This window comes from Phenylobacterium sp. VNQ135, assembly GCF_049445735.1.
Taxonomy (GTDB): domain Bacteria; phylum Pseudomonadota; class Alphaproteobacteria; order Caulobacterales; family Caulobacteraceae; genus Phenylobacterium.
Genome location: NZ_JBMSDS010000001.1, coordinates 61259 through 78146 on the forward strand (window position 1 = coordinate 61259; position 16888 = coordinate 78146).

21 protein-coding genes are annotated in these 16888 nt (G+C 69.7%); 7 read left to right on the plus strand and 14 right to left on the minus strand.

Translation table 11 applies throughout. The annotated features are described in order from the left end of the window. The 4 genes from ACO2Q0_RS00350 to ACO2Q0_RS00365 are packed head-to-tail and all read left to right on the plus strand — an operon-like array spanning window position 1 to window position 3871. The gene (locus tag ACO2Q0_RS00350) at window positions 1-618 is read left to right on the plus strand and encodes a CvpA family protein (protein ID WP_423349494.1); all 618 of its coding nucleotides are present in this window, start codon (window positions 1-3) and stop codon (window positions 616-618) included. Beyond that, on the plus strand, window positions 615-2114 hold the full coding sequence (gene purF, locus ACO2Q0_RS00355; RefSeq protein WP_423349495.1) for an amidophosphoribosyltransferase: 1500 nt from the start codon (window positions 615-617) through the stop codon (window positions 2112-2114). The genes ACO2Q0_RS00350 and purF overlap by 4 nt, the downstream gene beginning before the upstream one ends. After that, window positions 2111-3112 carry a bile acid:sodium symporter family protein gene (locus ACO2Q0_RS00360; RefSeq protein ID WP_423349496.1) on the plus strand — a complete coding sequence of 334 codons (1002 nt, stop codon included), beginning with the start codon at window positions 2111-2113 and terminating at the stop codon, window positions 3110-3112. The genes purF and ACO2Q0_RS00360 overlap by 4 nt, the downstream gene beginning before the upstream one ends. Window positions 3113-3124: 12 nt before the next feature. Beyond that, complete coding sequence (locus ACO2Q0_RS00365; RefSeq protein ID WP_423349497.1) at window positions 3125-3871, plus strand: SDR family NAD(P)-dependent oxidoreductase; 747 nt, start codon at window positions 3125-3127, stop codon at window positions 3869-3871. Here the strand turns inward: ACO2Q0_RS00365 and der are convergent. The 11 genes from der to ACO2Q0_RS00420 all read right to left on the minus strand — a co-directional run bounded on the left by der (window position 3819) and on the right by ACO2Q0_RS00420 (window position 11683). Then, on the minus strand, window positions 3819-5345 hold the full coding sequence (gene der, locus ACO2Q0_RS00370) for a ribosome biogenesis GTPase Der (protein WP_423349498.1): 1527 nt from the start codon (window positions 5343-5345) through the stop codon (window positions 3819-3821). The two genes, ACO2Q0_RS00365 and der, sit on opposite strands and share 53 nt — an antisense overlap. 21 nt (window positions 5346-5366) lie before the next feature. Then, window positions 5367-6755, minus strand: a complete 1389-nt coding sequence (locus tag ACO2Q0_RS00375) for a PQQ-binding-like beta-propeller repeat protein (RefSeq protein ID WP_423349499.1) — start codon at window positions 6753-6755, stop codon at window positions 5367-5369. Further along, window positions 6752-7537 (minus strand): tetratricopeptide repeat protein, encoded by a 786-nt coding sequence (locus ACO2Q0_RS00380; protein WP_423349500.1) that lies wholly within the window; start codon window positions 7535-7537, stop codon window positions 6752-6754. The genes ACO2Q0_RS00375 and ACO2Q0_RS00380 overlap by 4 nt, the downstream gene beginning before the upstream one ends. An 82-nt stretch (window positions 7538-7619) precedes the next feature. Then, window positions 7620-8447, minus strand: coding sequence for a 3-methyl-2-oxobutanoate hydroxymethyltransferase (gene panB, locus ACO2Q0_RS00385; RefSeq protein ID WP_423349501.1), 828 nt, complete (start codon window positions 8445-8447; stop codon window positions 7620-7622). Window positions 8448-8450: 3 nt separating this feature from the next. Next, window positions 8451-8822, minus strand: a complete 372-nt coding sequence (locus ACO2Q0_RS00390; protein WP_423349502.1) for a hypothetical protein — start codon at window positions 8820-8822, stop codon at window positions 8451-8453. Then, window positions 8815-9393: an RNA polymerase sigma factor gene (locus ACO2Q0_RS00395; protein WP_423349503.1), complete on the minus strand. Its 579-nt coding sequence runs from the start codon at window positions 9391-9393 to the stop codon at window positions 8815-8817. The genes ACO2Q0_RS00390 and ACO2Q0_RS00395 overlap by 8 nt, the downstream gene beginning before the upstream one ends. A gap of 26 nt (window positions 9394-9419) precedes the next feature. Continuing rightward, the gene (locus tag ACO2Q0_RS00400) at window positions 9420-9800 is read right to left on the minus strand and encodes a DUF6249 domain-containing protein (protein WP_423349504.1); all 381 of its coding nucleotides are present in this window, start codon (window positions 9798-9800) and stop codon (window positions 9420-9422) included. Between the two features lie 103 nt (window positions 9801-9903). Beyond that, window positions 9904-10227, minus strand: a complete 324-nt coding sequence (locus ACO2Q0_RS00405) for a hypothetical protein (protein ID WP_423349505.1) — start codon at window positions 10225-10227, stop codon at window positions 9904-9906. Then, complete coding sequence (locus tag ACO2Q0_RS00410; RefSeq protein ID WP_423349506.1) at window positions 10214-10753, minus strand: RNA polymerase sigma factor; 540 nt, start codon at window positions 10751-10753, stop codon at window positions 10214-10216. The genes ACO2Q0_RS00405 and ACO2Q0_RS00410 overlap by 14 nt, the downstream gene beginning before the upstream one ends. Further along, entirely contained in the window at window positions 10750-11184 is a 435-nt protein-coding gene (locus tag ACO2Q0_RS00415) for a hypothetical protein (RefSeq protein ID WP_423349507.1), read from the minus strand. The genes ACO2Q0_RS00410 and ACO2Q0_RS00415 overlap by 4 nt, the downstream gene beginning before the upstream one ends. A gap of 151 nt (window positions 11185-11335) precedes the next feature. After that, window positions 11336-11683 (minus strand): ArsC family reductase, encoded by a 348-nt coding sequence (locus ACO2Q0_RS00420; protein WP_423349508.1) that lies wholly within the window; start codon window positions 11681-11683, stop codon window positions 11336-11338. A 13-nt stretch (window positions 11684-11696) separates the two neighbouring features. Here ACO2Q0_RS00420 and ACO2Q0_RS00425 point away from each other — a divergent pair, with 13 nt between their 5' ends. Continuing rightward, on the plus strand, window positions 11697-11945 hold the full coding sequence (locus ACO2Q0_RS00425; protein WP_423349509.1) for a DUF2164 domain-containing protein: 249 nt from the start codon (window positions 11697-11699) through the stop codon (window positions 11943-11945). On the opposite strand, the gene ACO2Q0_RS00430 is transcribed toward ACO2Q0_RS00425, so the two are convergent. Next, window positions 11942-12496: a 2'-5' RNA ligase family protein gene (locus tag ACO2Q0_RS00430; protein ID WP_423349510.1), complete on the minus strand. Its 555-nt coding sequence runs from the start codon at window positions 12494-12496 to the stop codon at window positions 11942-11944. The genes ACO2Q0_RS00425 and ACO2Q0_RS00430 overlap by 4 nt on opposite strands. A gap of 412 nt (window positions 12497-12908) precedes the next feature. On the opposite strand from ACO2Q0_RS00430, the gene ACO2Q0_RS00435 reads away from it, so the two are divergent. Next, on the plus strand, window positions 12909-13670 hold the full coding sequence (locus ACO2Q0_RS00435; protein ID WP_423349511.1) for a DUF2243 domain-containing protein: 762 nt from the start codon (window positions 12909-12911) through the stop codon (window positions 13668-13670). A 19-nt stretch (window positions 13671-13689) separates the two neighbouring features. On the opposite strand, the gene ACO2Q0_RS00440 is transcribed toward ACO2Q0_RS00435, so the two are convergent. Next, window positions 13690-14052 carry a response regulator transcription factor gene (locus ACO2Q0_RS00440; protein WP_257817830.1) on the minus strand — a complete coding sequence of 121 codons (363 nt, stop codon included), beginning with the start codon at window positions 14050-14052 and terminating at the stop codon, window positions 13690-13692. Window positions 14053-14479: 427 nt separating this feature from the next. Between ACO2Q0_RS00440 and ACO2Q0_RS00445 the strand changes: the two genes are divergently transcribed. Then, on the plus strand, window positions 14480-15112 hold the full coding sequence (locus ACO2Q0_RS00445; protein ID WP_257817829.1) for a TetR/AcrR family transcriptional regulator: 633 nt from the start codon (window positions 14480-14482) through the stop codon (window positions 15110-15112). A 228-nt stretch (window positions 15113-15340) separates the two neighbouring features. Here ACO2Q0_RS00445 and ACO2Q0_RS00450 read toward each other — a convergent pair whose 3' ends face one another. After that, the gene (locus tag ACO2Q0_RS00450) at window positions 15341-16855 is read right to left on the minus strand and encodes a DHA2 family efflux MFS transporter permease subunit (protein WP_423349512.1); all 1515 of its coding nucleotides are present in this window, start codon (window positions 16853-16855) and stop codon (window positions 15341-15343) included. Window positions 16856-16888: the final 33 nt, after the last annotated feature.

Below are 16888 nucleotides of genomic sequence, written 5' to 3' on the forward strand. Positions count from 1 at the left end.
ATGGGATTGGGGCTCACACAGTTCGACCTGATCGTCCTGACGCTGCTGCTGATCTCGGGCGCGGTGGGCTTCGCGCGCGGCGCGGTGCGCGAGATCGCCGCCCTGGTGGCGCTGGTGGCCGCGGCGCTCCTGGCGATCTTCGGCCTCCCGGCGTCGGCGCCGATCGTGCGCGAGGTGGTGCGGCCCGACTGGCTGGGCACGGTCGCCGCCATGATCCTGGTCTTCGCCGTCACCTACATCCTGCTGCGTCTGATCGGCGCAGGCCTTGCGAAACGGGTGCAGCAGACCGACGTGGTGGGCGCGCTGGACCGTTCCGTGGGTCTGCTGATCGGCCTGGCGCGCGGCCTGCTCGTGCTGGGCGCCCTCTACCTGATGTTCAACGCCGCGACGCCCGAGGACCTGCGCCCGCGCTGGATCACCGGGGCGGCCACCTGGCCCCTGGCGGGCGAGATGGGCGACGTGATCGAAGGGCTGGCGCCGAAGGGGCTCGATCTCGCCGAGGCCATGGGCCCGGCGTTCGACAACGCCGTTCGGAACGGGTCAGGTGACAGACGCGTGACGGACGGGTACGACGCGCCGCGAGCCGGCGAAGCGGACGATCTGGAGAGGTCTCGATGACCCTGAAGACGCAGTCCTATGACCGATGGTCCCCTCCGATCCGGGACCCGGATGATGACACGCCGCGCCTGGAGTGCGGGGTCTTCGGCGTCTTCGACACCCCGGCCGCCTCAGCCGTCGCCGCGCTCGGCCTCCACGCCCTGCAGCACCGCGGCCAGGAGGCCTGCGGCATCGCCTGCTTCGACGGGCACCGCTTCCACACCGAACGCCACATGGGCCACGTGGGCGACGCCTTCGGCGGCGGCGACCTGACCGAGCGCCTGCCGGGCCAATCGGCCATCGGCCACACCCGCTATTCCACCGCCGGCGGCAGCTTCATCCGCAACGTGCAGCCGATGTTCGCCGACCTCGAGGCGGGCGGCATCGCGCTGGCCCACAACGGCAACCTGACGAACTTCCTGACGCTGCGCGAACAGCTCGTGGCGGAAGGCGCGATCTTCCAGTCCACCTCGGACAGCGAGGTCATCCTCCACCTCATCGCCCGCTCGCGGAAGCCGAAGTTCCTCGAGCGGTTCATGGACGCCCTGCAGCAGATCGAGGGCGGCTACGCCCTCGTGGCGCTGACCAACAAGAAGCTGATCGGCGCGCGCGACCCGCTGGGCATCCGGCCGCTGGTGCTGGGCGACCTGGACGGCAAGCCGGTGCTGGCCTCGGAGACCTGCGCGCTGGACATGGTGGGCGCCGCCTTCGTCCGCGACGTGGAGCACGGCGAGGTGGTCGTCATCGACGAGGGCGGCATCCGCAGCTTCAAGCCCTTCCCGGCCCAGCGCGCCCGGCCCTGCATCTTCGAATACGTCTATTTCGCCCGCCCCGATTCCGTCGTGAACGGCCGCTCGGTCTATGACGTGCGCAAGCGCATGGGCCGCCGCCTGGCGCAGGAGACGCCGGCCGACGTCGACGTGGTGGTGCCGGTGCCGGACTCGGGCGTGCCCGCGGCGCTGGGCTACGCCCAGGAAGCCGGCCTGCCCTTCGAGATGGGCATCATCCGCAACCACTATGTGGGCCGGACCTTCATCCAGCCGACGCAGGGCCAGCGCGAGCTGGGCGTGCGTATGAAGCTGTCGCCGAACCGCTCGGTGCTGGCCGGCAAGCGCGTCCTGCTGGTGGACGACAGCATCGTTCGCGGCACCAATTCGGTGCGGGTGGTGCGGATGGTCCGGGAGGCCGGCGCCAAGGAGGTGCACCTGCGCTCGGCCTCGCCGCCGATCCAGTGGCCCGACTACTACGGCATCGACATGCCCGACCGCGAGAAGCTGCTGGCCGCCAACCACTCGGTGGAAGAGATCGCCAAGCTGCTGGACGTGGACTCCATGGGCTACCTGTCGGTCGACGGCCTCTACTGGGCCATGGACGCCGACAAGCGCGATCCGGCCAACCCGCAGTTCACCGACCACTATTTCACCGGCGACTATCCGACCCGCCTCCTGGACCGGGAGATCGCCGAGGGCCGCAACCAGGCCGTGGAGCGCCAGCTCTCGTTCCTGGTCGACGCGTGAGCGAGCGGAAGCCGGGCTTCCGCTTCCCGTTCGGAATTCGGCCCGACTGGTACCTGATCCTCATCATCCTGATGGGCGTGGCCGCAACCGTCGCGCCCGTGCGTGGCGACGCCGCGGCGGCGGCCGGCTGGATCACGGATGCGGCGATCGCGCTGGTCTTCTTCCTCCACGGCGCGCGGCTGTCGCGCGAGGCGGTGATCAAGGGGCTGACGCACTGGCGGCTGCACCTAGTGGTGCTGGCCTCGACCTTCGCGCTGTTCCCGCTGCTGACCCTGGGGCTCGCCGCCCTCCCCGCCTGGATCACGCCGCCCGAGCTGGCGACCGGGCTCGTCTTCCTGGGCTGCCTGCCGTCGACCATCCAGTCGTCCATCGGCTTCACGGCCATCGCGCGGGGCAATGTGGCGGCGGCGGTGGCGGCGGCCTCGGCCTCGAACCTGATCGGCATAGCGCTGACCCCTGTTCTCGTCGGCGTGCTGCTGCACGCGCAGGGCGGCATGGACGCCTCGTCGGTGCGGGCGATCGTCCTGCAGCTGCTGGTCCCGTTCGTGGCCGGCCAGGCGCTGCGGCGCTGGGTGGGGCCCTGGATCGCCGCGCGGGCCAAGGTGCTGGGCTGGGTCGACCGCGGCGCCATCCTGCTGGTGGTCTATACGGCCTTCTCCAGCGCGGTGGTCGAGGGCGTGTGGACGAAGCTGGGCGCGCTCGACCTCATGCGGCTGCTGATCCTCTGCGCCTTGCTGCTGGCGGCGATCCTGCTGGCGACCGCAGCCGCGGCCCGCCTCTTCCGCTTCGGCAAGGCCGACGAGATCGCCATCGTCTTCTGCGGCTCGAAGAAGTCGCTGGCCAGCGGCGCGCCGATGGCCGCGGCCCTGCTGCCCGGCGCGGCGGCGGGGATCGCCATGATCCCGCTGCTGGTCTTCCACCAGATGCAGCTGATGGCGTGCGCGGCCATCGCGCAGCGCTATGCGGCACGACCTGACATAGCGGACGATCCCGGCTAGAGAGGCGCCCTCATGTCCGACTTGCCCCTGCAAGACCGCATCGCCCTCGTCACCGGCGCCAGCCGCGGCATCGGCCGCGCCGCCGCGCTGGCCCTCGCCAACGCCGGCGCCCATGTCGTCGCCGTCGCCCGCACCTCCGGCGCCCTGGAGGAGCTGGACGACGAGATCCGCCGGACGACCGGCAAGTCCGCCACCCTCGTGCCGATGGACATCGCCGAGGACGGCGCCCTCGACCAGCTGGGCCTCGCCATCCATCAGCGCTTCGGGCGGGTGGACGTGCTGGTGCATGCGGCCGCGATCCTGGGCTCGCTGACGCCCGTCTCCCACATCGAGCCCAAGCACTGGGACCGGGTGATGGCGGTGAACCTGACGGCGTCCTACCGCCTGATCCGCAGCGTCGAGCCCCTGCTGCGGACCGCGGAAGCGCCGCGGGCGATCTTCCTGACCACGGGCCGTGTGGCGCGTCCGAAGGCGTTCTGGGGGCCCTACGGCGCCTCGAAGGCGGCGCTGGAGAACCTGGTGCGGACCTGGGCCGACGAGCTCGAGAACACCAAGATCCGCGCCGTGCTGCTGGATCCCGGCGCCATGCGCACGCGGATGCGCGCAGAGGCCATGCCGGGCGAAGACCCGGCCACCCTGCCCGATCCGTCCGAGATCGGCCCGCTGATCCTGGAACTGGCGCAGGCCGACCTGGGCCTGCCCACGGCTAACGTGGTCTTTTCGGACTGGAAGCGGCTCGGGACGCTCGCTTCGGCTTGACGCCCGGCCGCGCCAGCTTGGCGTTGCGGCCGCGGGTGGCGACCTTCTTCGGCTTCGCAGGCTTGGGCGGCTTCGGCGGACCGTCAGGCTTGGGCTTGGCCCGCGCACGAGGCGCGGTCTTGGACGGACCCGGCTCCGCGTCCTCGGCGAAGGGGTTCTTGTTCGAGCGCACGGAGACGCGGATCGGCACGCCCGGCAGGTCGAAGCTCTCGCGCAGCGAGTTGATCAGGTAGCGGCGGTAGTGGTCCGGAAGCTGGTCGGCGCGGCTGGCGAACAGCACGAACGTCGGCGGCCGGGCCTTGGTCTGGGCCATGTACTTGGGCTTCACCCGGCGGCCGTTCACCGCCGGCGGCGGGTGCCGCTCGACCGCCATGCGCAGCCAGTCGTTCAGGTCGCGGGTCTTCACCTTGGTCGACCAGTCGCCGTAGGCCTTCAGCACGGCCGGCATCAGGCGATCGAGGCCGCGGCCCGTCTCGGCCGACAGGGCGACGATCGGTGAGCCCTTCACCTGCGGCAGGAGCCGGTTCGTCTCCTCGATGATCTCGGCGAGCTTGGCCTGCTGGTCCTCGACGAGGTCCCACTTGGCCAGCACGAACACCAGCGCCCGGCCCTCGCGCTCGACGAGGTCCGCGATCTGCAGGTCCTGGATCTCGAGCGGATGGGTGGCGTCCATCACCAGCAGGACCACCTCGGCGAAGGTGATCGCGCGGATGGTGTCGGAGGTGGACAGCTTCTCCAGCTTCTCGTGCACCTTGGCCTTACGGCGCAGGCCCGCAGTGTCGACGAGCCTGACGTTGCGCCCGTCCCAGACCCAGTCCACCGGGATGGCGTCGCGGGTGATGCCGGCCTCCGGGCCGGTCAACATGCGGTCCTCGCCGATCAGGCGGTTCACGAGGGTCGACTTGCCGGCGTTCGGGCGCCCGACGATGGCGATGCGGATGGGCTTGTCAGCCTCGTCCTCTTCCTCGAACTCGTCGTCCTCAGACCACACCGCGGCGATGGCGGCGTACAGGTCGGCCATGCCCTCACCATGCTCGGCGGAGATCGGCACCGGCTCGCCCAGGCCGAGGCCCCAGGCGTCCAGGACCCCCGCCTCGCCCTGGCGGCCCTCGGCCTTGTTGGCGGCCAGGATCACCGGCTTGTCCCGCTTGCGCAGGATCTCGGCGAAGATGCGGTCGGCGGGCGTCACGCCCTCGCGGCTGTCCACCACGAACAGGGCGACGTCGCACTCGTCGACGGCGAGCTCGGTCTGAGCCCGCATCCGCGCCTCGAGGCTCTCGTCGGTGACGTCCTCGAAGCCGGCGGTGTCGATCAGCTCGAGGTCGAGATCGCCCAGACGGCCCGTGCCGAAGCGGCGGTCGCGGGTGACGCCCGGCCGGTCGTCGACGATGGCGAGCTTCTTGCCCGCCAGCCGGTTGAACAGCGTGGACTTGCCCACGTTGGGGCGGCCGACGATGGCGAGCTTCAGCGGCATGTCGTCAGCCTAAACGCGAACCTAGCGGAGCGCGACGAGGTTGGCCTCGTCGGTGACCACATAGATCGTGTCGCCCATGGCGATCGGCGACAGCATGGCCGGGCCGCCCAGGTCGACGCGACGCTCGATCTCGCCGGTCTTGGCGTTCAGCACGGCCAGCTGGCCCCGCTGGCCGGCGACGATCAGCTTGTTGTTGGTCAGCATCGGGCCCGACCAGACCGGTCGGGTGATCTTCTGACCGCCAATGCCGAAGAAGCCGCCCTTCTTCTTGGCCTTGAAGCCCTCGTTGAGGTCGCGGATCCAGTAGATCTGGCCGGTCTCGCGGGAGGCGCAGATCACCTCGCCTGCCTTGGAGACCACATAGACCACGTCGGACGCCGGCAGCGGCGAGGTGATGCCGACGACAGGCAAGGTCCAGCGCGCCTGGCCGGTGCGCAGGTCGATGGCGGCGAACACGCCCGAGTGGCTGACCGCGAACACGTCGCCCTGATAGATGACCGGCCGGCCGGGGATGTCGCGGATCTCGGACAGCGCGCTGGTACGGCTGGCTCGCGACAGGGCCTCGTTCCACAGGTCGTTGCCGTTGGCGGCTCGCAGCGCCACGAGCTCGCCCGAGCCGAAGGCCGCCACGACCGTGTCGCCCGACACCGCCGGGCTCGATGCTCCGAGGATGCGGGCCGATTCCGCCAGCGCCTGGTAGGTCCAGCCGGGCTGGCCGGTAGCCGCGTCGAAGGTCAGCAGCGTGTTGTCGAGGGCGACGACCATCACCCGGCCGCCGGCCACGGTGGGCGCGCCATGCACGGATTCGCCGGTCCGGGTGCGCCAGCCGATGGCCCCCGTATTGGCGTCGATCTGCAGGACCTGGCGCCAGCCGGAGGAGACGTAGAGCTTGCCGTCGGCGTAGGCCAGACCGCCGCCGAAGGCGAGCTTGTCGCGCTTGTTGTCGCCGGGATTGGTGCCCGTGCGCCAGATCTGCGCGCCGGTGCGGGCGTCATGGGCCGAGACGCGGCCGTCGGCGTCGATGACGAACACCTTGCCGTCCGCGGCGACGGGCGGAGCGGTGACGTAGCGGCCGCGCTCGGAGCCTTCGCCGAAGCCGCGCTTCCAGACGACGGAGAGGTTGGGGGCCGCATCCACGTGGTCGACGGACTGTTCGGGCGTGCCGCCAGGGAGCGGCCAGGCGGCCACGGTCTGCGGAGTCGGCAGCGAGAAGTCGACGCCCTTCAGGCTCTCGGCCGGCTCCAGCCGCTGGTCTGCGGGCACGATCGAGACGCGCTGGCCTTCGCCGGCGGTTTCCTGCGGACCCTTGTCCCGGTCGAACGGATTGAGGCGGCCGACCGTGGAGCAGCCGCTCGCGCCCAGCGCGGCGATCATGCAGGCGGCCAGAAGGAGATTACGACGCGACGTCATTGCGGTCCGTTGGATTGCGGTTGCGGCTGGGCCGGGGCCTGGGGAGCGCCTTGCGGGCCGAGAACGGCGCCGGGGGGCACCACCATCGGCGGCGGCATGGCGGCGGCCTGCCTGACGATGCCCGGAAGGGCCTTGGCCGCGCCGGAGTCGATGAGGCCGACGGCAGCCTGGGCGCGGGCGCGCACGCCGTCCGGGGCGTCCAGGCTTTGCTGAAGCACCACGAAGTCGCCGCGGGCGCCGGCGGCGTTCCCCGCCATCAGCTTGGCGAAGGCGAGCGCCTCGCGGGCCTGGACCCGGTAGGGGCGGCCGTCCTTCATCAGCGGCGTCAAGCGCGCCTCCACCTCAGTGTACGGGGCCGTGTCGAGCACGGCGAAGGCGGATTTGAGGCGGGCCACGTCGCCCAGGATGTCGTCGGGCGCGGCCGCGGCGGCCTCGTCCAGGAGCTTCACGGCCTCGGCGGTCTTGTTCTCGCGCTGCTGGAAGGCGGCGAGCTGCATCAGGGCCAGGGTCTTGTAGCCGTCGGCGGACGATTTCGAGACCTCGGTCCACAGCGCACGGGCGCGGGCCTCGTCGCCCTGCACGAAGGCCTGGGCGCCGGCGTGGTACTTCTCGGAGGCTTCGGCGACGGCCTTGCTGCGCCACGTATCCCAGCCCCAATAGGCCAGGGCCGCGATCAGCGCGGCGGCGGCGATCGCCAGGATCCACGGGAGGGCCCGGCGCGCAAGCGACCGGTAGCGGTCGGAGCGAAGCTGCTCCTCGACCTCTTCGAACAGATCCGTCACGTGAAGGAGACTCCGGACTCTCTTAGGCGCGCCGTTCAGGCAGAGGCCGGGAACCTATAGCGCGCCGCTTTCGGCCGCAACGCTACCCAGCTTTGGCGAAGTAGATCTCGGCCGGACCGGGGAAGCGGCGCTCCCGCACGTCTTCGGCGTAGGCGGCGACGGCGCGGCCGATCTCGCCGCGCAGGTCGCCATAGCGGCGGACGAACTTGGGCGTCCAGTCGAACAGGCCCAGCATGTCGTCGGTGACCAGGATCTGGCCGTCGCAGCCGGCCGAAGCGCCGATGCCGATGGTGGGGACCTCGACCGCCTCGGTGATCTCGCGCGCCAGGCCCTCGGCCACGCCCTCCACCACGATCGCGAAGGCGCCGGCGGCCGCGGTGGCCTTGGCCTCTTCGAGGATGCGGCGGCGCTCCTCGCCGGCCTTGCCCTTGGCCTTGAAGCCGCCGTCGACCAGCACGGCCTGGGGCCTGAGGCCCACATGGCCCATCACCGGGATGCCGCGCTTCACCAGGTAGTCGATCGTGCCGACGATGGTGGGCCCCGCCTCGACCTTCACCGCCTGGGCGCCGGTTTCCTTCATCAGGCGGGCGGCGTTGGCGTAGGCGACCTCGGCCGAGCCCTCGTAGGACCCGAAGGGCATGTCGACGACCACCATGGCCCGGCGGGCGCCCCGCATGACCGCCTGGCCGTGCAAGATCATCATCTCGAGCGTCACGCCGACGGTGTTCGGCAGGCCGTGGACCACCATGCCGACGCTGTCGCCGACCAGCAGCAGGTCGCAGTGCTCGTCCAGCAGTTCGGCCACCGGCGCGCTGTAGGCGGTGAGGCAGACGATGGGCGTGCCGCCCTTGCGCGCGACGATGTCCGGCGCGGCCACGCGCCGGACGGCTTCCTGCCGGTGACTGGACAAGGGTCAGATCTCCTCGATCACCCGCGAGAGGGCGAAGCCCATCAATAGCACAGCGAGGCCCACCGCGAGCCAGATCCCGAAGCCGCCCGAGAGCGCCGAGATCATCTCGGTGCTGGGCGCGGCCCGCGTCAGGCTGGACGTGAGCGCGCGGGCGGATTCCTCGGCCGTCTCGACGCGCTGGAACAGGTTGGACATCACCAGCTGGCTGGCGCCGGTCACGCCGCCGACGACGCCGCCGGCGCCGATCAGCCAGCGGCGGGTCTGCCAGCCGCGGTTGAGCTTGCTTTCGACGCTCTGGGCGAAGGCTGCGCAATCGGGCAGCTCCGGCGCCTCGCCGAAGAGGCGCTCCAGGCGGCGTTCGAACTCGTCAGCCATTGCCCCGCCTCCCTTCCAGAACCGCGCCGTCGGCCGGCGCCAGTCGCGCTCTGAGCTTTTCCAGACCACGTTTGACATGGGATTTGACCGTTCCGAGCGGCAGGTTCAAGGCCTCTGCCGCCTCACTGTGGGACAGGCCGGCTCCGAAACAGAGCGACACGCACAGCCGTTCCGCCTTGGACAACACCTTCAGGGCCTCGTCGAGGTCGATGCGATGGTCGGCGTCGCCGGCGGAGATGTCCTCGTCCTCGGCGGCGTCGTCGGACAGTTCCGTCAGGCGGCGGTCGCGCTGCAGACGGCGCAGGTACTGCCGCGCCGCGATCCGCTTCACCCAGGCGGCGAAGGTCCCCTCGCCCCGGAACTCGGCGATCCGCTGGAAGGCCGTCAGGAAGGCGTCCTGGGCCACGTCGTCGGCTTCCGCGGCCTGCGCGCCCATCCGGCGCAGCAGGTATCGGACGGCCGAGCCGTGGCGGCGCGCAAGCTCCCCGAAGGCGCGCCCCTCGCCGGCCGCGGCGTAGGAGCAGAGCTCCACGTCGTGCAGGCTGGCGAAGCTCGATGGTTTGCCCGGCATGGGCGTGAACCCCCTACGGCCGGCCTCTAGGACTTCGGCTTGTTGATGAGGCCAAGGACCACGAAGGCCAGGCCGATGAAGCCCGGGAAGGCGGCGAAGCCCAGGAACCAGTAGCTGGCGTCCGGCTCCTCGAAGCCGACGATCAGGCCAAGCGCCACGAGCCCCAGCGCCACGCCCAGCCACACGATGCCCGTCCGCAGGTCGCGCTGGGGCGACGGCGGCAGGCCGGGCGAGCGGACGTTCGTCGACATGGCGTCGACCATCTCTTGGGGCAGCGGCTGGCCGCGCTCGATGGCGGCGCGCAGGGTCTCGGCCATCTTCTGCCGCTCCAGGCTGCGGAAGTAGCGGGGCACGATCACGATCGCCGCGATCATGGCGAAAAACGCGAGTGGGATCAGGATCTCCACGGGTTCTCTCCTCTTCGTCTCGATGCCGCGGGCGGAAGCGCCCGTCTCTGATCAGGAAGAGACCGGGCGCGGCGCGAACAGATGCAGCCAAGCCTGTGAAACTTTAGTCATGATTCAGCCCCAGCGCCGCCTGGGGTCGCCCGCCCAGGACGACGACCGCGGCCGCGGCCAGCGCCAGCAGGGCCGCCGTGGGCGCCAGGTCGTGCGCCAGCTCCGCGATCACCGGCAGCGCCACGGGCCACACCGCCCAGAGCGCCAGCCCGCCCACCAGCGCGCCGCCCGCCAGCACCGTGAGGTCGGCGCGGAACTCGCGGCGCATCACCGCCGCCATGACCTCGGCCTGGAAGGCCGGATCGCGCGCTCGCGGCGCGTCCAGGGCGAACAGCGCCTTCAGCCGGGCGTCCGCCGCATCGTCAGCCATGTCCATCGCGATCCTCCAACACCTGCAGGAGCCGGGCCCGCCCCCGCGTCACATGAGACTTCACCGTGCCCAGCGGAAGGCCGAGCGCCTCGGCGGCCTCCGCATGGCTGAAATCGCCAGCCAGGCACAGGGCCACGCAGGCCCGCTGGTCGGGCGCGAGCTCGCCCAGCGCCGCCTCCAGCGTGAGCCGCTCGTCCTCGAAGCGCGCGCTCACGTGCGCCCGTTCCGCTTCGTAAGCCGCCTCGCGGGCGCGGTCGCGGCGCCCGGAGCGCAGGGCCGAGAGGTGCTTGCGGTAGCCGATGCCGCAAAGCCAGGCCCGGACGCTGGCGCCCGACTTGAGCTGGTCCAGGCGCGACCAGGCGACGACGAAGGTCTCCTGGGCGAGATCGTCGGCCAGCGCCCAGTCGCCGCCGGTGCGCCGCAGGAAGGCGCGCAGGGCCTGCTGGTGGCGCTCCACCAGCCGCGAGAACGCCTCGGCCTGGCCGCGTCGGGCGGCGGCGACCAGCGCCTCGTCCGCCCCTTCCGGCGTCATCGGCCGCGCAGCGAATAGCTGAGGAGGGCGACCACCGCGTGCCCCGCCGCGACGCAGGTCAGGATGATGGCGACCAGCCGGAACGGCCAGAAATCCACCGCCGGACCGGCATATTCCGACGCCAGCCAGAAGCCCAGCGCGACCGCACCGGTCACGAGCGCGGTGCGCAGCGCCCAGTAGGGCGAGCGATAGCGGCGGCGCATGTAGCGGCGCCGCTCGCGCCAGCCGTAGTCGTCGTCGTCGCCGAAATCGTCCTCGCGGACGGCCTTGATGAGTTCGGGCGGCGGGTCCTTGCCCTGGGTGGTGTAGGCCCGCAGCAGGTCGAGCTGGGCCTGACTGCGCTTGTAGGCCAGCCACCGGTCCCAGGCGCCGAAGACGAAGAAGCCCAGGGGGAACAGCAGCCACCAGTAGCTGCGGAACAGGTCTTCCATGACGAAGCTCCAGATGCGGCGGGCCCGTCGCCCCCCGATGGAGCCCCTGCCCGCCTTCACCCTGTAGTCGCCGCCGTCCAGGCGATCGGATGCGGCGCTTGAGCTTAAATCCGCATCGGCCCCGCGGCATAGGCGGAGGCCGGCCGCGCCGTCAGCCGAAGATCGCGGCGTAGGCCTCGGGCTTGAAGCCGACGGTCAGCGTGCCGTCCACGTCCAGCACCGGCCGCTTGATCATCGAGGGCTGGGCCAGCATCAGCTCGACAGCCTTGGCCTGGTCGACACCCTGCCGGTCGGCGTCGGGCAGCTTCTTGAAGGTGGTCCCGGCGCGGTTCAGCAGCGGCTCCCAGCCGACCTTGCCGACCCAGGCCTCCAGGGTGGCGCGGTCGATGCCCGCCTTCTTGTAGTCGTGGAAGGCGTAGGCGACGCCCTTCTGGTCCAGCCAGGTCCAGGCCTTCTTCATCGTGTCGCAGTTCTTGATGCCGTAGAGCGTCACAGCCATCGTGGTCTCCGTGATGTCCAAGATCGAACTTCCGAAAGAGACCCGCGACGCCCTGGCGAAGGCGCTGAGCCGCTATCTGAAGGACGAACTCGACGTGGAAGTGACGGGATTCGACGCCCACTTCCTCGCCGACTTCGCCATCGAGACCCTGGGGCCGCAGATCTACAACCAGGCCCTGGCCGATGCCCAGGCGCTGCTCTCCCGCAAGCTCGACGAAATGGGCGAGGCTCTGTTCCAGCTCGAGAAGCCGGTGAAGCCCTAGCCCTCCAGCGGGAAGCGTTCCACGACCTGGAACTTGCCCTCGCCGTGGACGGCATGGATCAGCACGAATTCCTCCACCGGCCATTCGACCGGATCGACGAACGTCTCGGGCAGGTCGGCGCGATCGTAGGCCAGCGTCATGTGCGGCTCGAACGGCGGATCGCGGCGCGAGGCCATGCCGGCGCGGACGAGTTCGTGGTGGAGGGCGTCGTAGAGCGCCTGCACGCCGATCACGCCCTCCTCGCCCCAGAGCACGACCGGCCGCTCGCCCTCGCCTCGCCCCCAGCTTCCCAGGCGATTGAGCGCCACGGTGAACGGCGCCGCCTCGACCCTGCGGACGACGTCGACCGCCTTGTCCATGATCGGCCCAGGCGGGCGCTTGAAGTGGCCGAGGTTGTAGAGCGAGACGTGCAGGCGAGCGGCGGCGACTGGCTTCCCGGTCAGCCGGTGCTCGCGGCGGACCGCCTCAAGGCGCTGCAAAGCGGCTTCGGCGGCCTCCGGCGTCGGCTGGAGCGCCAGGTAGTAGACGTGCTTGCCCGGGATGGCGGCCACGCGCGCCTAACCTATTCCCACTCGATTATCTTCGAATGCCCTAAGTTTCTGATTAGACGATACATTCTCGCTCACGCGGATTTGAATACCGTCTGAGATACCGTCAGAATCTTTGGCTGGCGGATTGATGATGCGGAGGCACATCAGCAATGGGCGAGAGCAAGAACGGCTCCACGAACCGGAGAATAGCAGAGTCCCCTCCCCGCAGCACGCCTTCGCTGAGAAGGGAACTGGGCAGCCTTGTTTAGAGGTATGCAGGGACCGCCCCTCCCGAAGCTTCGGGCGCGATGGAAGCAGACGCCACCGTCCTCACGCCGGCGCTGAGCGCGCCTCAGGTACTTCACCGGGCGTTGTCATGAGCTACCCGGGAACCGCGGCGGCCTCGTACAGTTCAGCTGCAAGGAGGATAGCCATGTTCAAATCACCCTGGACCCGCTGGGGCGCTGTTCTCGGCTTTGCGCTGGGCGGCTTCTTCGACGGCATCGTGCTGCACCAGATCCTGCAGTGGCACCACCTCCTGAGCCTGGTGCCTGGCATGGCCGACATGCGCCTGCAGGTGCTGTGGGACGGCTACTTCCATGCCTTGATGTACGTCGTCGCGGCGGTCGGCTTGTTTGGCTTGTGGCGCGCCCACAAGAGCCGAGAGGAAGGCTGGGGACGCCCGCTGTTCGGCTCAGTCCTCCTCGGTTTCGGCGTCTGGCACATCGTCGACAGCGTCCTCTCGCACTGGGTGCTGGGCATCCACCGCATCAAGCTCGACAGTCCCAACCCGCTCATGTGGGATCTTATCTGGTTCGCCGCTTTCGGCGCGCTGCCGCTCATCATCGGATTCCTGATGCTGCGGGGCTTCCGTCCGGGCGGACCGAGAATCTCGGGCCCGGCCGCCGCCGTGCTCCTGCTCGGGCTGATCACGGGCGCGGCCGGAGCCTGGTCGCTCAAGCCACCGCCGGACCAGCCGTTCACCACCGTCGTCTTCGCGCCCGGGACGAACCCGAACCAAGTCTGGTCCGCGCTCTCCGCGACGGACGCCCGGCTCGTCTGGACGGACCCGTCCATGGGTGTGGTGGTCGTCAATGCGCCGGCCGACCAGCGGTGGTCCTTCTACCGGCACCGCGCGTTGCTGGTGAGCGGCTCTGGCGTGCCGGCTGGCTGCTTCAACTGGAGCCGGGCCTGAGAGACGCACCTAGGTGCATCTAACGACGCCGCCGGCGAAGCACCGCCCGGACCCGCGCCAGCAACTCCCGGGGATTACACGGCTTGGACAGGTAATCGTCGGCGCCCCCTTCCAAGCCCCTGATGCAGTCTGAAGCACTGTTCATTTTGGAATGGATAATGACGGCGGGCGCGTTCGGCCGTGTGCTGAGACATGAGCACAGCTCAATGCCGTCCTCCGCTTCCGGGAGCGCTAGTTCGATGATGACGAGATCAGCGCCTTGGCTCGCGAGGAGGAAGACTGCTTCGGTCGAGTTGGCCGCAGCCTCGACTTCAAAGCCGTGCTGCTCCAGAAGGCAAGCCAATCGCCGCCGCGCGGTCCCGTCCGGATCTACGACGAGCACCCGGGCGCTGCAGGGGCGTTGAGGCGCGGGGGCCAGCATTTCAGAAGTGTCGCGGCCGCACGTTTCCGCACTGTTTCGGGAAGGCCGGCCCAGCGTACCTTTGGGCTGCGACGCCTTTCGCCCTGGGATCGACGCCGGGTCCCTGCCCGTACGTGTCACCCGCAGGCTTCGCCTCCCACCGCGACGAGACACGCACTCGATCCCAGGCTGTCCCGAGTTCGAATGCTCCGCCGTGGCGCACGGCCCAGTCCGTACAATGTGCAAGGATGGGCGTCCGGAGAGCTCGGTGGTCCCCGCTGGCGGGGCGAGCCCTTTCAGTTGTAGAACGGCTAACGCTTCGGGCGCCGGAAGGCGCTAGGAAGTCAAGTCGAGGCGCTCGTGCAGCGCCGGCGCGGTGCGAGCCACCGCCGGTTTGTGTGGAAGGCGGATGGCGCGGGCAAGGGGCGGGATCGACCATCAAAAGACCACCGCACTCCTGAAGGCCGCAGAGGCCCTGATCTCCCGACGGGGGGTGGGCGTCTCTCTTGTCCAGATCGCTCGGTCGGCCGGAGTGTCCAAGCAGACCCTCTACAATCGATTTGGGGGTCGAACCGGATTCTTCACCGCCCTGGCTGCGGACCAGGCGGCAAACTGTCCGCCGCCCGCGATTGGCCAGCCGGCTGGACGCACGCCGTCGCAGGCGCTGGAGAGATATGCGGTCGAAATGCAGGCCTACCTCAATCGACCGCTAACCCGCGAATTGCTCGCGCCGCGCACGATCGAGACAGAAGCCGCCGGCGCCGCTTGGCGGGAGGATGTGCTGGGACGTGCCCGGCGCGACCTCGAAGGCTGGTTCGTCCAGCAAGCCAACACCGGCCGGTTGCACGTCTCAGATCCAGATGTGATGGCCGCGTTGCTGATCCAGCTGTGCGTTGCCGAGACGCTGGCGCCGATCGTGCTGTCCGGCGAACCGGCTTCGTCTTCGGCGGCGAAGCCTCTGGTGTCGCGCGTTGTCCAGGCTCTCTTCACTTTCGAGGGGCACCCCCGCGGAGCTGGCGAATCCCCATCTCCGCGCACGTAGCGGTGCACCGCAGGCCCGCCCGCCGCCTTGCAAAAAGCCAACAGCTCCCGCGCCAGCCCGCGGAAACGTCGCCGGATTGGGCCAGCATGACGCTGCGCAATCGCCGCGGTGGGATTCGAGCGGCGGTCGCAGGGCCATGGGCACCTTGTCGAGGTGGGGCGGCGGCCAAGGTCAGCGGACGCGGGCCCTCCAAGGCTGCCGACCTGGCGTTCACCCGGCTTGCTAGTCCTAGCGGTCGGAGGCAAGACGACTTCGACCTGCCGAGCTGATCGCCCGCTGCAGTATGATCGTCGGAATGATCGCCGCGACGAACGCGATGGCGGTGAGCAGGAAGCCGTCTCGGAACGCCGCTGCGGATGACTGAGCATAGACGGTTTGTCCCAGCAGCCATCCAGCCGCCGCCCCTTGCTCGGGACCGGACAGGCCAAGCTCGGCCATGATCCGGCTCGCCTGCCCCAGGTATTCTGCAGTCGCGACGTTGTCGGGCGTCTGAGTCGCTGCGAAAGCCTCGCCATGAAGAATCGTTCGCCGCTCCAGGAGGACGGAAAGCAGGCCAGTGCCCAGCGCGCCCCCGAGTTGGCGCGTGAAGTTCATGGCGCCGGAGCCCTGGGCCAGCAGGTGCGGCGGCAGGACCTTCAACGAAGCGGCGCTGAGGGACGGAAAGACCGCGCCCATCCCGATCCGGCTGATCACCGTCCACCAAGCCAGCGTCCAGAACGCCGTACCGGCCGTCACGTGAGATGTCAGCCATGACGAGTAGGCGAACACGGCCAGCCCGAAACCAATCAGGAGGCCCGGCGAAAGCTTGTCGCTGAGCGCGCCAGCCAACGGGAAGACCACGACGAGCGCGAAACCTGCGGGCATCAGCAGCAAGCCGGCCTGCGTCGGCGTGTAGCCCTGGATCTGCTGCACGAAGACCGGAAGAAGGTAGGTCGAGCCAAAGAGCCCGGCGCCGAGCACAAAGCTGACCACGGACGCCGCTGCGAAGGGCCCATTTCGGAAGAGACGCAAGTCCAACAGCGGATCGCGCGCTGTCAGCTCCCGCCACAGGAACGCCGCTCCGGCGGCCAGCGAGAGGGCGAAGCATCCCAGCACGGGATTGGATTCCCAGCCCGCCCGCTGGCCCGAGGATATGCCCTGCAGAAGCGCCAGCAGGAACACGGAAAGGATGATCATAGCCTGCCAGTCGAGCTTCGGCCTCGCAGCAAGGGGATCGCGGACCGGCAAGAACAAGTGCGCCAAGGCCATTCCGCCGAGGCCGAACGGGATCCCGAGGTAGAACAGGAACCGCCAATTGAAGCTGTCCATGAGGAGGCCGCCGACCCAGGGACCAAGCGCCGGCGCAAGCACGACGCCGATCCCGAAGATGCCCATGGCAGCCCCGCGCCGTTCCGGAGGGAAGACCTGAAACATCGTCACCATGGCGAGCGGCTGGACCACACCGGCGGCAAGGCCCTGCAGCACGCGGCTGACCACCAGCACATTCTGGTCCGGCGCGAGCCCTCCGAGGATGGAGCCGAAGAGGAAGAGGCCCAGCGCTCCGACCATGGTCGCCCGCTGCCCAATGGCGCGTTCGCACCAGGCGGTCATCAGCATGGTCACCGTCATGGCGGCGAGAAAGCCAGTGGACAGCCACTGAACCTCCGTCGCGCTCATGCCGAATTCGCCCATGATGGCCGGCACGGCGACGTTGACGATGGTCGACGACAATACAACGGCCACGGCGGAGACCATCGCGGTCACCGTCGCCAGCCAGCGATAGCCAGGTCCGTAGCG

Excerpts from the sequence above, each read along its gene's own strand:
- ACO2Q0_RS00350 (WP_423349494.1), top strand. The coding sequence starts at position 1 with ATGGGATTGGGGCTCACACAGTTCGACCTGATCGTCCTGACGCTGCTG.
- purF (WP_423349495.1), top strand. The coding sequence starts at position 615 with ATGACCCTGAAGACGCAGTCCTATGACCGATGGTCCCCTCCGATCCGG.
- ACO2Q0_RS00365 (WP_423349497.1), top strand. The coding sequence starts at position 3,125 with ATGTCCGACTTGCCCCTGCAAGACCGCATCGCCCTCGTCACCGGCGCC.
- der (WP_423349498.1), bottom strand. The coding sequence starts at position 5,345 with ATGCCGCTGAAGCTCGCCATCGTCGGCCGCCCCAACGTGGGCAAGTCC.
- ACO2Q0_RS00375 (WP_423349499.1), bottom strand. The coding sequence starts at position 6,755 with ATGACGTCGCGTCGTAATCTCCTTCTGGCCGCCTGCATGATCGCCGCG.
- ACO2Q0_RS00390 (WP_423349502.1), bottom strand. The coding sequence starts at position 8,822 with ATGGCTGACGAGTTCGAACGCCGCCTGGAGCGCCTCTTCGGCGAGGCG.
- ACO2Q0_RS00395 (WP_423349503.1), bottom strand. The coding sequence starts at position 9,393 with ATGCCGGGCAAACCATCGAGCTTCGCCAGCCTGCACGACGTGGAGCTC.
- ACO2Q0_RS00405 (WP_423349505.1), bottom strand. The coding sequence starts at position 10,227 with ATGGACATGGCTGACGATGCGGCGGACGCCCGGCTGAAGGCGCTGTTC.
- ACO2Q0_RS00410 (WP_423349506.1), bottom strand. The coding sequence starts at position 10,753 with ATGACGCCGGAAGGGGCGGACGAGGCGCTGGTCGCCGCCGCCCGACGC.
- ACO2Q0_RS00415 (WP_423349507.1), bottom strand. The coding sequence starts at position 11,184 with ATGGAAGACCTGTTCCGCAGCTACTGGTGGCTGCTGTTCCCCCTGGGC.
- ACO2Q0_RS00420 (WP_423349508.1), bottom strand. The coding sequence starts at position 11,683 with ATGGCTGTGACGCTCTACGGCATCAAGAACTGCGACACGATGAAGAAG.
- ACO2Q0_RS00425 (WP_423349509.1), top strand. The coding sequence starts at position 11,697 with ATGTCCAAGATCGAACTTCCGAAAGAGACCCGCGACGCCCTGGCGAAG.
- ACO2Q0_RS00435 (WP_423349511.1), top strand. The coding sequence starts at position 12,909 with ATGTTCAAATCACCCTGGACCCGCTGGGGCGCTGTTCTCGGCTTTGCG.
- ACO2Q0_RS00445 (WP_257817829.1), top strand. The coding sequence starts at position 14,480 with ATGGCGCGGGCAAGGGGCGGGATCGACCATCAAAAGACCACCGCACTC.